The 13,213-nt window shown below is 65.3% G+C and carries 14 protein-coding genes; 6 read left to right on the top strand and 8 right to left on the bottom strand.

From position 1 onward, the window contains the following. The first annotated feature begins 93 nt into the window (after positions 1-93). Genes GA0061098_RS19415 through GA0061098_RS19430 form a run of 4 tightly spaced genes read left to right on the top strand, consistent with a single transcriptional unit; the run spans position 94 to position 4,376 of the window. Positions 94-1,068 (top strand): tripartite tricarboxylate transporter substrate binding protein, encoded by a 975-nt coding sequence (locus GA0061098_RS19415; protein WP_165637471.1) that lies wholly within the window; start codon positions 94-96, stop codon positions 1,066-1,068. Between the two features lie 13 nt (positions 1,069-1,081). Next, on the top strand, positions 1,082-1,552 hold the full coding sequence (locus GA0061098_RS19420; protein ID WP_091959355.1) for a (2Fe-2S)-binding protein: 471 nt from the start codon (positions 1,082-1,084) through the stop codon (positions 1,550-1,552). Further along, complete coding sequence (locus GA0061098_RS19425) at positions 1,549-3,681, top strand: xanthine dehydrogenase family protein molybdopterin-binding subunit (RefSeq protein ID WP_091959358.1); 2,133 nt, start codon at positions 1,549-1,551, stop codon at positions 3,679-3,681. Before GA0061098_RS19420 ends, GA0061098_RS19425 begins: the two co-directional genes overlap by 4 nt. Next, positions 3,678-4,376, top strand: a complete 699-nt coding sequence (locus GA0061098_RS19430; protein WP_091959361.1) for a molybdate ABC transporter substrate-binding protein — start codon at positions 3,678-3,680, stop codon at positions 4,374-4,376. The genes GA0061098_RS19425 and GA0061098_RS19430 overlap by 4 nt, the downstream gene beginning before the upstream one ends. 13 nt (positions 4,377-4,389) lie before the next feature. Here the strand turns inward: GA0061098_RS19430 and GA0061098_RS19435 are convergent, their stop codons facing one another. From GA0061098_RS19435 to GA0061098_RS19450, 4 genes are all read right to left on the bottom strand, one after another. Next, on the bottom strand, positions 4,390-5,196 hold the full coding sequence (locus GA0061098_RS19435; RefSeq protein WP_091959363.1) for an SDR family NAD(P)-dependent oxidoreductase: 807 nt from the start codon (positions 5,194-5,196) through the stop codon (positions 4,390-4,392). 21 nt (positions 5,197-5,217) lie between these two features. Next, positions 5,218-6,510, bottom strand: a complete 1,293-nt coding sequence (locus tag GA0061098_RS19440) for a TRAP transporter large permease (RefSeq protein ID WP_028142561.1) — start codon at positions 6,508-6,510, stop codon at positions 5,218-5,220. Beyond that, complete coding sequence (locus GA0061098_RS19445; RefSeq protein ID WP_091959366.1) at positions 6,501-7,052, bottom strand: TRAP transporter small permease; 552 nt, start codon at positions 7,050-7,052, stop codon at positions 6,501-6,503. The genes GA0061098_RS19440 and GA0061098_RS19445 overlap by 10 nt, the downstream gene beginning before the upstream one ends. Positions 7,053-7,116: 64 nt before the next feature. Continuing rightward, complete coding sequence (locus tag GA0061098_RS19450) at positions 7,117-8,088, bottom strand: TRAP transporter substrate-binding protein (RefSeq protein WP_091959369.1); 972 nt, start codon at positions 8,086-8,088, stop codon at positions 7,117-7,119. Between the two features lie 292 nt (positions 8,089-8,380). On the opposite strand from GA0061098_RS19450, the gene GA0061098_RS19455 reads away from it, so the two are divergent. After that, positions 8,381-9,157 (top strand): cyclase family protein, encoded by a 777-nt coding sequence (locus tag GA0061098_RS19455; protein WP_091959596.1) that lies wholly within the window; start codon positions 8,381-8,383, stop codon positions 9,155-9,157. Here the strand turns inward: GA0061098_RS19455 and GA0061098_RS19460 are convergent. Then, a complete protein-coding gene (locus GA0061098_RS19460; RefSeq protein WP_091959373.1) occupies positions 9,154-9,882 on the bottom strand; it encodes a Crp/Fnr family transcriptional regulator in 729 nt (242 codons plus the stop codon). The two genes, GA0061098_RS19455 and GA0061098_RS19460, sit on opposite strands and share 4 nt — an antisense overlap. A gap of 262 nt (positions 9,883-10,144) precedes the next feature. Continuing rightward, positions 10,145-10,858: a helix-turn-helix domain-containing protein gene (locus GA0061098_RS19465; protein ID WP_091959376.1), complete on the bottom strand. Its 714-nt coding sequence runs from the start codon at positions 10,856-10,858 to the stop codon at positions 10,145-10,147. 154 nt (positions 10,859-11,012) lie between these two features. Between GA0061098_RS19465 and GA0061098_RS19470 the strand changes: the two genes are divergently transcribed. Beyond that, the gene (locus GA0061098_RS19470) at positions 11,013-11,330 is read left to right on the top strand and encodes a c-type cytochrome (RefSeq protein ID WP_091959379.1); all 318 of its coding nucleotides are present in this window, start codon (positions 11,013-11,015) and stop codon (positions 11,328-11,330) included. A gap of 6 nt (positions 11,331-11,336) precedes the next feature. Here GA0061098_RS19470 and GA0061098_RS19475 read toward each other — a convergent pair whose 3' ends face one another. Together GA0061098_RS19475 and GA0061098_RS19480 are read right to left on the bottom strand one after the other, a co-directional pair. Next, entirely contained in the window at positions 11,337-12,440 is a 1,104-nt protein-coding gene (locus GA0061098_RS19475; protein WP_091959382.1) for an ABC-type transport auxiliary lipoprotein family protein, read from the bottom strand. A gap of 3 nt (positions 12,441-12,443) precedes the next feature. Then, on the bottom strand, positions 12,444-13,211 hold the full coding sequence (locus GA0061098_RS19480; protein ID WP_165637472.1) for an ABC transporter ATP-binding protein: 768 nt from the start codon (positions 13,209-13,211) through the stop codon (positions 12,444-12,446). Positions 13,212-13,213: the final 2 nt, after the last annotated feature.

Genomic DNA, 13,213 nt, shown 5'->3' on the forward strand with positions numbered 1-13,213 from the left:
TCCCGTGACACAATCGGCTTTGTGAGCCGTCGACAGTCCGCATTCCCTGCCGCTACAGTGCCGGCCAACAAGAACGATATCAGGGAGGTGGGCATGATCGCCCGAAGATCCGTGCTGGCATTGGCGGCCGGCCTGGTTGCCGCATTCTCCGCAGCCCCCTCATTCGCGCAGGATTATCCCACCCATTCGGTCCGTATCGTCGTGCCGTTCGGCGCGGGCGGGCCGGCCGACGTCGCCGCCCGGCTGATCGGCAACGTGCTCCAGGAGAGTTTTGGTCAGCCCTTCGTGGTCGAGAACCGCACCGGCGCCGGCGGCGTCATCGGCACCGTGGAAGCTGTGAAGTCGCCGGCCGACGGCTACACGCTGCTGATGATGTCCAACACCCAGACCGCGAATGAATCGCTGCTGACGGCGGACAAACGCAAATACGAGCTGATGCGCGACCTCGCGCCGATCGCGCCAGTGAATTATTCCGATCTCGTCATCGTGGTGAACCCGCAGGTCCCGGCGAAGACGCTGGCCGAGTTCATCACGCTCGCCAAGGCGCAGCCGGGCAAGCTGAATTACGCTTCCTCGGGCCAGGGCACGCCCTACCACATGGCCGGCGAGCTGTTCAAAGCCATGGCCGGCATCGATGTCGTGCACGTTCCCTATCGCAACAGCGGTGAGGCGCGCAGCGGCGTGATCGGAGGACAGGTGCAGATGATGATCGACGCGGTGCCGGCGATGGCGCCGAACATCGCCGAAAATCAAGTCCGCGCGCTCGCAACCACGGGCAAGCAGCGCTCAGCCGTGCTGCCGAACGTGCCGACATCAGGTGAAGCCGGTGTAGCAGGCTATGAGGCCACGATCTGGCTCGGCCTGATGGCGCCCGCGGGAACACCCAAGCCCGTGATCGACAAGCTCAATGCAGCCGTCGACGCAATGGTGAAGCGGCCCGACATCGTCAAGCTCTGGACAGAACAGGGCGCCGTGCCCATGTCGATGACGCCGGAACAGTTCGACAAATTCCTGCGCGGCGACATCGAGAAATGGGCCGACGTCGTCAAGAAATTCGACAAGTCCTGAGGCCGTACTGCTCATGCCCTCCATTCAATTCCGCCTCAACGGCGCGGCGATCGCCGTGGACGCCGATCCCGACCGGACGCTGCTCGATCTTCTGCGCGGCCGGCTCGGCGCCACAGGTGCGCATTTCGGCTGCGGTGCCGGTGAGTGCGGCGCCTGTTACGTCATGGTCGATGGCCGTGCGATGGCTTCCTGCGAAATGCCGATGTGGTCGGTCGCTGACAAGGACGTCGTCACGGTGGAAGGCCTCGGGACAGTGGAGCAGCCGCACCCGCTGCAACGCGCCTTCATCGCCGAACAGGCGATGCAATGCGGCTATTGCGTCGCGGGAATTCTCGTCAGCGCGGCGGCGCTGCTGAAGCGCAATCCGTCCCCGACGGAGGCCGAGGTCAGAGCCGCACTGGATCGCAATCTGTGCCGCTGCGGGTCGCACAACCGCATGGTCCGCGCCGTCCTGCGTGCGGCGGCAGAGATGGCGGCCTCGTGAGCACGTCGTCCCCTGCCCCAAAACTGCCGGTCAGCCTCGCGGCCAATCCCAGGCTGTCGTCATGGGTGCGGTTCACCGATCACGGCCGTGTGGCAATCTCGCCCGGCAAGGTCGAGATCGGCCAGGGCATCGTCACGGCGCTGGCGCAGATCGCGGCGGACGAGCTCGATGTCGAGATCGTCCGGATCGAGATGATCCGTGCCTCGACGGCGACGAGCCCGAACGAAGGCGTCACCTCGGGCAGTCTCTCGATCCAGCAGTCCGGCCGCGCGCTGCGCCAGGTCTGTGCCGAGGTGCGCCAGCGCTTCCTTCGCGCGGCATCGGAACGTCTCGGCGTCGATGCGTCGCGGCTCGATATCGATGATGGCACCATCTCGGGTCCCGGCAATGTCAGGACCAGCTATTGGGAGTTGATGGACGAAGTCTCGCTCGACCACGACGCCGCCGCAGGCCCGACAGCGAAGAGTGCCGCCAGGCGCACCGTCGCCGGACATTCGGTCCAGCGTGTCGACATTCCCGACAAGGTGTTCGCGCGGCCGCGTTTCATCCACGACCTTGCGCTGCCGGGCCTTATGCACGGACGCGTGCTGCGGCCGGATATCTCGGGCGCCAGACTGATCGCGCTTAATAAGGAGGCTGCACGCGCGGTCCCCGGCCTCGTTGCGATCGTCCGCGACGGCGGCTTTGCCGGTGTGGTCGCCGACAACGAGGCAGCGGCGGACGCGGCCCTCAAGGCTCTGCGCAAGGGCGCGACATGGTCGCCCGGCGAACCGCTGCCGGACGAAGACGATCTGGCGGGCTTTTTGAAGAGCCAACCGGTCGAGACCACCGTCATCGACACCAAGGCGGCGGGGCCGGCGGACAAGCCCGCCCAAACACTCCGCCGGCAATACACCCGCCCCTACATCGCCCACGCCTCGATCGCCCCGTCCTGCGCCATCGCCCGATGGGATAGTGACCATGTCCATGTCTGGACGCACAGCCAGGGCGTCTACCTGCTGCGCGCCGATCTCGCGATCGTCCTCAAGCTGCCCGCGGAGAACATCGTCGTCGAGCACATCGAGGGCGCCGGCTGCTACGGGCACAACGCGGCCGACGACGTCGCGCTCGATGCGGTGTTGCTGGCGAAGGCGGCCGATGGCCGTCCGGTTCGGGTGCAATGGTCACGCCACGACGAGATGTCCCATGCGCCCTTTGGGGCGGCGATGGCCGTCGAGATCGAGGCCGATCTCGACGCAGGCAACGAGATCGCCGGCTGGCGCCACGCGATCTGGAGCAACGGCCATGCGGCACGGCCGGGACGCGCGGCGCAGCCGGCGCTGCTCGCGGCAACCGAGATCGCCAATCCCTATCCCCGCATGATCTCGACCAACCCGCCGGCCGCCAATGGCGGCGGCGGTGACCGCAACTCCGTTCCGCTTTATGACTTCCCGGCCTGGACGATCACGAGCCACCGGCTGCTGACCATGCCGGTGCGGACCTCGGCGTTGCGGACGCTGGGCGGCCAAGGCAACGTGTTCGCCATCGAGTCCCTGCTCGACGAGATCGCTGCCCTGCGTGGCGAAGATCCGATCGCATTCCGCCTGCGGCATCTGCGTGACGAACGGGCGCGCGATGTCATCAGCGCTGCGGCGCGACGTGCCGGATGGAAGCCGCAGCGGCGATCGGGCCTCGGTCACGGCGTCGGCTTTGCCCGCTACAAGAACATGGGCGCCTATTGCGCCGCGATTGCCGAGATCGAGAGCGACGACGATATCCGCGTGAGACGGCTGACGCTGGCAGTTGATGTCGGCGAGGCCATCAATCCGGACGGCGTGATCAACCAGATCGAGGGCGGCGCGATCCAGGCCACGAGCTGGGTGCTGAAGGAGCGCGTGCGGTTCGACCGCACCGGCATCACTTCGACCTCCTGGACCGACTATCCGATCCTGACCTTCAGCGAGGTACCGGCAGTCGATGTCGAGATCATCCAGCGGCCGGAGATCGAGCCCGTCGGCGCCGGCGAAGCGGCCCACGGTCCGGTGACGGCGGCGATCGCGAATGCGGTGTATGATTGCCTCGGCGTCCGCGTGCGCGACCTGCCGATCACGCGCGACAAGATCATTGCAGCGATGGAGCGTGCGCCTTGACGACAGTGAACGTTTTGAGCGGAGGCGCGGCACAAGGCCTGGTGCGCGGCGTCACCGAGGCTTTCAAGGCGCAAACCGGCCTCGGTATCGACGGCGAGTTTGGCGCGGTCGGCGTGATGGCGGACAAGCTGCGCGCGAGCACGCCGGCCGATCTTGTGATCCTGACGCAGGCACTGCTTGCGAGGCTGGCCGAGGAGAAGCTCGTCGTCCCCCCCTCGATCACGGATGTCGGCCGAGTCGAGACCGCGCTGGCGGTCCGGAGCCGCGATGCCAAGGTGACGGTGAAGACCGAGGCCGATCTGCGCGAGGTACTACGCAGCGCCGATGCGATCTACGTCCCTGACACCAAGGCCTCGACCGCGGGACAGCATTTCGCAAAAGTGCTGGACCAGCTCGGCATCGCCTATGAGGTGGCATCGCGCCTCAAGATATTTCCGAACGGCGCAACGGCGATGCGGGAGCTCGCGGCGTCCGCGGCGACGCGGCCGATCGGATGCACGCAGGCGACCGAGATCATCGCGACAGACGGCATTGCACTGTCAGGGGCGCTGCCGCCCGGCTGCGAACTCGTGACGATGTACACGGCCGGCGTGACAGCGCGGGCAGCGCATCCGAAAGAGGCGGCGGCGCTGATCGCGTTGCTGACCGGCGCAGATCGGAAGGACCTGCGCCGGCGCGCCGGCTTTACCGGCTAGAGCCGATGACGCCCTATTTGTGCAGCTGGGTGAGGCCTGTCGGCGGGCCGTCGACGGCGGTCCAGCCGCCATCGACGAACATCGTGCTGCCGCTGACATAGCTCGCGGCGTCCGAAGCGAGATAGGCCACGGCGGTCGCGACCTCGTCGGCGCTGCTCCAGCGGTTGAACACGGTATGGCCGGCGTAGAGATTATAGATGTCAGGCCGCTGCTTGAACGGGCCGGTCAGCGCGGTTTCGGCGATGCTCGGCGCGATCGCGTTGACGCGCACGCCGGCATGGCCGACCTCGGAGGCAAAGCCCTTCACCAGCAGGCGGATCGCCGCCTTGGTCGAGCCGTAGACGCCGAGGCCCGGCTCGATGGTCACCGCGCGCACCGACGAGCAGGCGATGATGCTGCCGCCCTTTTGCGCGACCATGATGCGGCCGAAGGCCTGGAAGAACCACACCGTGCCCTTGACGTTGAGGTTGAGGACACGGTCGAGATCCTCCTCGGTGTAGTCGAGGATGGTCTTGCGGATGTTGAGCCCGGGTGTCGTCACCGCGATGTCGAGCCGCGTGAATTTCTGCATCACGCTTTTAGCCAACGCACTGACGTCCGCAGCGCTCGCGGCGTCACAGCTGGCTGCTTCGGCCCAGCCGCCCTTGTCGCGAATGCCGGCGGCGGTCGCCTCCGCGGCGTCAAGCGCGCGATCGGCGCAGACGACGCGGGCCCCTAACCCGGCCAGCGCCTCGGCCGACGATTTGCCGATGCCCGATGCGGCGCCGAGCACCACGGCCGTCTTGCCGGTGAGATCAAAGAGCTTGCGATAGTCGGTCACTGATAGCTTCTCCTGTAGCTGCTAGCCCTTGTAACCCATGAGCAGGCGGGGCAGCCACAGCGAGAATGCAGGGACGTAGGTCACGAACATCAGTGCTGCGATCAGCGCGGCGTAGAACGGCAGGATGGTGCGCATCACCGCGCCCACCGAAATGCCGCCAATGGCGCAACCGACGAACTGCGTGGTTCCGACCGGCGGGGTGTTCAGCCCGAGGGCGCAATTGATCAGCATCAGCATGCCGAACTGCACCGGATCCATGCCCGCCTTCATCGCGATCGGCAGGAAGATCGGGGTGCAGATCAGAATGGTCGCGGCCATGTCCATGAACGTGCCGAGCACGAACAGGATGACGTTGATGAGCAGGAAGATGACCCAGGGCTGCGTAGAGACCTTGCTCATCAGGTCGCCGGCGAGGTCGGCTACCTCGTAGAGCCCCATCAGGTACTGGAACATGGTGGAGACACCGATCAGCAGCAGCACCACGCCCGTCGTCTTCACCGCCTTGGCGGCGGCGCGCAGGAAGTTGCTCCAGGTCATGGTGCGGTAGATGAAGAACGTCAGCAGCATCGTGTAGGTGACCGCGACGGCTGCAGATTCGGTAGCCGTGAAGACGCCGGACAGGATGCCTGCCAGGATGATGCCGACGATCAAAAGGCCCGGCAGCGCGGCCGCGAGCGAGCGGAAAACCTCGGCCCAGCCCGGGAACTTGCCGGCCGGATAGCCGCGCTTCACGGCAACGCCATAAGCGGCGACCAGCATGCACGCCATCAACACGATTGCCGGCAGGAGGCCCGCGGCGATCAGCGCGCCGATCGATACCTTGCCCCCGGCTGCCAGGGCATAAATGATCATATTATGGCTGGTCGGCATCAGCGCGCCCACCAGCGAGGCGTGGGTCGTGACATTGACGGCATAGTCGGTGTCGAACCCCTCCTTCTTCATCATCGGGATCATCACCGCGCCCATCGCCGACACGTCGGCCACGGGCGATCCGGAGACGCCGCCGAACAGGGTGCAGGCGACCACGTTCGACATGCCGAGCCCGCCGCGGATGTGCCCGACGAGATTCTTGGCGAGCTGCACGATCTTGTCGGCGACGCCGCCATGCAGCATCAGCTCACCGCTGAAGACGAAGAACGGGATGGCAAGGAACGAGAAGATGTTCATCCCCGACATCATCTGCTGGAAGATGACGGCGACCGGCAGACCCTCGTAGAGGATGGTGCAGATCGCCGAGAGACCGATGGCGAAGGCAACCGGGACGCCGAGGATCAGGAAGCCGAAAAACGTCGCGCCGAGGATGATCAGTTCCATGAGGGGACGACCTCTTCGCCGCGCAAGAGAGCAATGATGTGCTCGATTGAAAAGGAGACAATCAGGACGCCGGAGGCGATCAACGGGACGTAGCGGATGACCTCGGGCAGGCCGAGATTGGGGATCTTCACGGTCCCCACGGATGCGCCGAGAATCCAGCCGTTATAGGCCATCGCGACGCCAAACGCGGCCACCAGGACGTGGATGACGAGCTCGATCTTCTCGCGCGCGTGATCGGGCAGCATCACCAGAAGGCTGTCCATCCCGATGTGTCCGGCATCGCGCACGCCGACGGCGGCGCCGATCAGCGTGACATACAGGATGAGAACCAGCGCAAGGTTCTCCGTCCAGGTCGGGCTCGAATTGAGCACGTAACGACCGAACACCTGGTAGAACACGACGGTGACGATGAGGAGCAGCCCGCTCACGGACAAATACATGCCCGCGCGCGCGACGACGGCATTGACGCGCGACAGCAAGCCGGTCGCCGGGCGTGCCACGACTGCCCCCTGCTCGTGATCTGCGACGTGTGGGTCTGTCATTCCCGCGCCTCCTTGCGAGGGTCCGGGTCGCCTTGGCGGCGACGCCGGACCCGACGCTGTGGTGTTACTTCGTGTCCTGGATACGCTTGACGAGGCCCTGCAGCTTCTCGTCGCCGGCGAACTTCTGGTACACCGGCTTCATCGCGTCGACGAATTCCGCCTTGTTGGCGATCGTCACGACCTGAACGCCGGCGGCCTCGACCGTCTTGCGGGACGCCTGCTCACGCTCGTCCCAGAGCTTGCGCATGACGGGCACCGACTCCTTGGCCGCCTTGCGGACCATGGCCTGGTCCTCCTTGCTCAGCGTGTCCCAGACCTTCTTGGACATCACCAGAACTTCGGGCGCCAGGGAGTGCTCGGTGATGTTGTAGAATTTGGCGGCCTCGAAATGGCGCGACGACTCGTAGGAGGGCCAGTTGTTTTCGGCTGCATCCACCAGGCCGGTCTTGAGCGCGGTATAGACCTCGCCATACGGCATCGGCGTCGGGTTGGCGCCGAGGCTCTGGATCATGCCGACCCACAAATCGGACTGCTGAACGCGAATCTTCAGACCCTTCAGGTCCGCGAGCGACTTGACCGGCGCCTTCACGGTGTAGATGGACCGGGCGCCGCTGTCGTAATAGGCAAGGCCGACCAGGCCTGCGGGCTCCATCGCCGCCAGGATCTCATCGCCGATCGGCCCGTCGAGAACCGTGCGCATATGCTGGGTGTCGCGGAAGACGAACGGCAGGCACAATGCGATGGTTTCCGGCACGAAGTTGTTGAGCGGCGATGCGTTGATCCGCATCATGTCGAGCGCGCCGATCTTGAGTTGCTCGATGGTGTCCTTCTCGGAGCCCAGGGCGCCGTTCGGAAACACCTTCACGCCGAGCTTGCCGCCGCTCGCCGCCGCGAGCTGCTTGCCCATGAACTTGACGGCCTCGACGGTCGGATAATCGGCGGGGTGCACGTCGGCGGAGCGGAAATCGCGGGCAGTCGCCAGGGGCGCTGAGAGCACCAATGCAACGGCTGCGACGATACCGGTGAGTGTCTTCATCTGGGCTTCCTCCTGGGTTGATTATGTCGTTGCCGGCAGGCTGCAGGCCGCCTTGGGTCGCTCCCCTTCAGGTGTGAAGTCAAGCGCCAATGTCGTCCCTAGGGCGCGCGGCATTCCATGTCCAAGCCAAATCCGGCATTGATCGATGCAGCAGTTGCATCGATCAATCTGGCGCAATTCGCCTCGTTGTGGAAGCCGGCGGGACGGCTTGCGTCGCCGGCACGTGACTTGACCCGACCAGGAGAGGCCCCTCAAGATGTCCGAAACAGCGGACTATTTCGAAGGAATGCCCATGCCGCGGAAGCTGATCGATATCTCGGTGCCGCTCAGAAACGACGTGACGGCCGATCCGCCGGGCAACCATCCGACCATCCAATACATCGATCACCAGCAGGGCCTGCCGCGCATGCTGCAGTTTTTCGACGGCCTCAAGGCGCAGGATTTGCCCGATGGCCAGGGCTGGGCCGTCGAGCAGGTCTCGCTGTCGACCCATAACGGCACGCATCTCGATGCGCCCTGGCACTTCCATCCGACCATGAACCGCGGCGAGCGGTCATGGACGATCGACGAGGTGCCGCTGGAATGGTGCTTTCAGCCCGGCGTGAAGCTCGACTTCCGGCATCTGCCCGACGGCTACGTCGCGAGCGCGGACGATGTCGAGACGGAGCTGAAGCGCATCGGGCACACGCTGTCGCCGCTGGAGATCGTGGTCGTCAACACCAGCGCCGGCGCCAAATTCGGCAACGCCGACTACGTCAATTCCGGCTGCGGCATGGGCTATGAAGCCACCATGTATCTGCTCGAACGCGGCGTGCGGCTGACCGGCACCGACGGTTGGAGCTGGGACGCGCCGTTCCTCTACACCGCGAAGAAATATGCCGAAACAAAAGATGCCGGCCTGATCTGGGAGGGCCATAAGGCGGGACGGCACATCGGCTATTGCCATCTCGAGAAACTGCACAATCTCGACCAGCTGCCCCCGACCGGCTTCACGGTCTCATGCTTTCCGGTCAAGATCGAACGCGCCTCCGCGGGCTGGACCCGCGCGGTCGCCATCATCGACGGTTAGTTGCCGTCGAGGCCGCTTTCGACGAGTTCGCGCAATGCCTCAGTATCGAGCACGACGATGGCGCCGTGCTCGAGGCGAACCCAGTTGCGGCCGGCCCAGGCGCGCAATTGCTTGTTGATGCTCTCGCGCGTCATCCCCACCATCTCGCTGATCTCCTGCTGCGTGATGGCGAGCGTGCCGCTGCCGGAGTCGAACTTGCGCTCCTCGGTGAGACCGAGCAGTGCGCTCGCCAACCGGCCCGGCAGATTCTGGAGGATGACCTGTTCGACCTGCTGGCTGGTCCAGCGCAGACGGGCGCAGAGCAGCTCGATGAATTTCATCGCCAGCGCCGGCTGGCTCTTCACGAACGGCAGGAAGTCCCGGCGATCGATGATGTAGAGCTCGCAATTGGTGTTGGCGGTCGCATCGGCCGACCGGGGAGCACCGTCGAGCACCGCGATCTCGCCGAAGATTTCTCCGGGACCGATCAGATTGAGAATGGCGTTCCGTCCGTCGGGCGACGAGGAGGAAATCTTCACTGTCCCCGTGATCACCGCGAACAGATTGTTGCCGGGATCGCCCTTGGCAGCGATCGTCGCGCCGCGCTTCACCGTGGTGTGCTTGGCATAGCGGCAGAGCTGATCGAGCGCGTCCGGCTCCAGATCCGCGAAGATCGGATGCTTGCGCAGGACCGATAGTTTGTTGCCCGCCGACTGTCGGGGGTCGCCGGTCTTGTCCTGAGGCACGCCGCGGGGCTCCTAAGACTGCGAGGCACTGAGTTCCTGCGTAGTCAACGTTATCAGGCTTTTCAACCGGAAAGCACCCGCGCGTTTTGTGGCAAATGCCGCGAAAAGGCCGCGTTCAAGCCGAAAGCCTGCATCCGAAGGCTGCGCCGATGCGGTCCGGTCGATGCAGAGTTGCAGGCAGCGCAAGCCGCGCTTGCGTTGAGGCGCTGGCGAAGGCCAAGCCGGCCGAGCGTCGGCTGTTGGCGCGTCTGCGGACGCGCTATCAGGCTGCGGCCAGCGCCTCGGCACGGGCAGGATCGAGCAGGCTGATGCCGCCGTGAATGATCTCGATCACGCCGTGACGCTCCAGCTTGGTGAAGGTGCGACTGACGGTTTCGATGGTCAGGCCGAGATAGTCGGCGATGTCCTGACGGCTCATCGGAAGCGGGACCGTGTCGGACAGCCCCTTGAGCGCGACCTGCCGTTCACGCCAGCCGAGCAGGAAGGTCGCGACCTTCTCGTCGGCCGAGCGGCGGCCGAGCAGGACCATATGGTCGCGGGCCTGGCTCAATTCGCGGATGGCCAGCTCGTTGATCCGCCTGAGCAGCTGCGGCCGGTCCTCGATGAAGCGGCCGAAGGGCGCTTTGGCAAACTGGCACACGGTCACCGCGCCGATCGCATCGGCCGAAAAATTGTGCCGGCCGGAGATGTTCATCCCCAGGAAATCGCCGGGCAAGGCAAAACCGACGATCTGCCGCCGGCCGTCGGGCAGCAGCTTGTATAGCCGCATGACGCCTTCGAGGACGTTGTAGAATGAGGTCGTCATGTCCTCCTCGGAGAACACGGTCTCGCCGGAGTCAAAATGAACGCGGCGTCCGAGATGCTCGAATTCCCTGAGCTCGGCCGCATCCAGCGACGAACAAACCGCCGCTCCGCGTATGGCGCAATCGCTGCAAAAATGCCCGTTCGGCTCAATCGTGACCACGGAAGGCTTCATCCACCGCTCCCCGCGCCGGCTGCTCCCGACACCGGGCCGAGTCCACCGCGCGGGTGCATTTTACTGCACTGCGCCAAAGCCAATTGACAGAGATCAAATCTGAGTGGCATCCCCGTCATATTCTGCTTCCAGCAGTTCGACGGGATCACTTTCCATGCTGCAAGCCGCCCTGCGTCACGGCCTGATCGGGCTGCTTCTGATGACGCCAGCGCTGGCGGCCCCGACCGCCGAACAACGCGGCAAGGCCTTCGCACTGGCCAATTGCGCACGCTGTCACGCGATCGACCGCATCTCCCGCAGCCCGCTCGAGGGCGCGCCTCCGCTGCGCACGCTGCACCAGCGTTATCCGATCGAGACCCTTGGTGAGGCGCTGGCCGAAGGGATCTACACCGGTCACGACGACATGCCGGTCTTCGAGCTCAGTCCGGACCAGATCCACGATCTCCTGTCCTACCTGAAGACGCTGGAATAGACGGCGTCACACTGCCTGCACGCTCCACCCGATCAGCTCCTTGGCGATGCGGGCAAAGGCTGCATCGAAGGCGGCGACTGCAGCGGCCGGCTCGACCTTGTCGAGCTTTTCGCTGGTCTCGACCAGGCGCGATGCCACCACCTTGCCGTTCTTGTCGACGATCCGCGCCGACAGTTCGATCTCCACCCGTGTCTCGCCCTCCGTGGCGATCCGAAAGCGCCTGACGTCGATCAGGAGCTGGTAATCCGCCTGACCGAGGTCGCTCGTGCGTAGCGGGGCGTGGGCGATGTCGTAATTCTCAAAACTGTCGATCAGGCGGGCCTGCACCAGTTTCGGAATGCTGTCGGCCCAGAGGAAATCCGCAAAGCCCGGTCTGTCCCCGACGGGCGCGAACAGCATGCGCTGGGTCTGCAGCATTGCGACCGCGCTCGGCTCGGGAATGGCCAGGGAGGCGGAGAGCGTCTTGCCGGCCGGCCCGAGATTCTTCGGCGTGCGCAGGTCGTAGGTGATTTTCTGCGCGGGCGTCCCGCCGCCGGTCATCTTCTCCAGGCCCGCAATGATGCCGTCGAGCTTGCCGGTATTGCGCGCCAGGCCGTCGGAGAACGTCTTGAAATTCGCGATGGTGTCCTTCAGCGGGCCGGAATTGTCCTGAAGCACCGTGTCGACCCGCCGCAGCGCATCGCGCGCCGCCTGCGTCATGCTCTGGCCGGCACCGGCCTCCGCGATCAAGGTCAGGGGCTCGCCTGCTTTGGCGACGATCGCGCCGCCCTCCAAGGTCACCACCGGCACGCCGGTCAGGCCCTGGAATTCAAGACCGACCCTGGTGTCGGAACGCACGGGGGTGGCGGTCGCAACCGAGATCGTCGCATTGACGAAGCGCGGGCTGTCAGGCGCGAGCCCGAGCTGGGTCACCTCTCCGACACGGATGCCGTTGAACAGCACGCCGGCGCCGACCAGGAGGCCAGGGACCGGCCCCTGGAATTGCACCTGGTAGTTCGTGCGCGGCCCGATGCCGCCGGTGTTGTTCAGCCAATAGACGAAGCCGAACACCGCGAGGATCGCGGCCAGCACGAAACTGCCGATCAGCACGTAGGGAGCGCGGGTTTCCATGTCTCATCTCATCTCGTGTTGCAGCATCTGCGAGCGCTTGCCGTGGAAATAGGCGCGCACCCAGGGATGCTCGGATTGCAGCAATTCGCGCATCGGGCCGATCGCCACGATCTTGCCGTCGGCCAGCGCGGCGACGCGGTCGCAGACCGTGGTCAGGCTGGCAAGGTCATGGGTCACCATGAACACGGTCAGCCCCAGCGTCTTTTGCAGCGTCGTGATCAGCGCGTCGAAATCGCCGGCGGCGATCGGATCGAGGCCGGAGGTCGGCTCGTCCAGGAACAGGATCGGCGGATCGAGCGCGAGCGCGCGCGCCAGCGCCACGCGCTTGGTCATGCCGCCCGACAGCTCCGCCGGATATTTGTCGGCGTCCTGGGCCCGCAAGCCGACCATCTCGAGCTTGGCGATCGCGATCTCGTCCATCAGCTCCTGCGACAGGACGAGATTTTCGCGTAAGGGAAACTGGACGTTCTGGCGGACCGCCAGCGAGGAGAACAGCGCGCCTTGCTGGAACAGGATGCCCCATGTCGTGGCTGCGCCGCGGCCGTGGCCGCCGGTGGGCTGGCCCATGACCTCGATGGTCCCGCCCTGGCGCGGGATGAGGCCGATGATGGTGCGCATCAGCACCGACTTGCCGCCGCCGGACGCCCCCACCAGCCCGAGGATCTCACCACGGCGAACGTCGAGCGACAAATGGTCGAGCACGGTCTGGCGGCCGAATCCGACCACGAGATCACGGACGCGGATCGCGAACTCGTCCTGCGATACGTCCATCG

This window comes from Bradyrhizobium shewense, from assembly GCF_900094605.1.
Classification (GTDB): Bacteria; Pseudomonadota; Alphaproteobacteria; order Rhizobiales; family Xanthobacteraceae; genus Bradyrhizobium; species Bradyrhizobium shewense.

Bases quoted from the DNA above. Each gene is read 5' to 3' on its own strand.
- GA0061098_RS19415 (WP_165637471.1), top strand. From the start codon at position 94: ATGATCGCCCGAAGATCCGTGCTGGCATTGGCGGCCGGCCTGGTTGCC.
- GA0061098_RS19420 (WP_091959355.1), top strand. From the start codon at position 1,082: ATGCCCTCCATTCAATTCCGCCTCAACGGCGCGGCGATCGCCGTGGAC.
- GA0061098_RS19440 (WP_028142561.1), bottom strand. From the start codon at position 6,510: ATGGAACTGATCATCCTCGGCGCGACGTTTTTCGGCTTCCTGATCCTC.
- GA0061098_RS19445 (WP_091959366.1), bottom strand. From the start codon at position 7,052: ATGACAGACCCACACGTCGCAGATCACGAGCAGGGGGCAGTCGTGGCA.
- GA0061098_RS19450 (WP_091959369.1), bottom strand. From the start codon at position 8,088: ATGAAGACACTCACCGGTATCGTCGCAGCCGTTGCATTGGTGCTCTCA.
- GA0061098_RS19455 (WP_091959596.1), top strand. From the start codon at position 8,381: ATGCCGCGGAAGCTGATCGATATCTCGGTGCCGCTCAGAAACGACGTG.
- GA0061098_RS19465 (WP_091959376.1), bottom strand. From the start codon at position 10,858: ATGAAGCCTTCCGTGGTCACGATTGAGCCGAACGGGCATTTTTGCAGC.
- GA0061098_RS19470 (WP_091959379.1), top strand. From the start codon at position 11,013: ATGCTGCAAGCCGCCCTGCGTCACGGCCTGATCGGGCTGCTTCTGATG.
- GA0061098_RS19475 (WP_091959382.1), bottom strand. From the start codon at position 12,440: ATGGAAACCCGCGCTCCCTACGTGCTGATCGGCAGTTTCGTGCTGGCC.
- GA0061098_RS19480 (WP_165637472.1), bottom strand. From the start codon at position 13,211: ATGGACGTATCGCAGGACGAGTTCGCGATCCGCGTCCGTGATCTCGTG.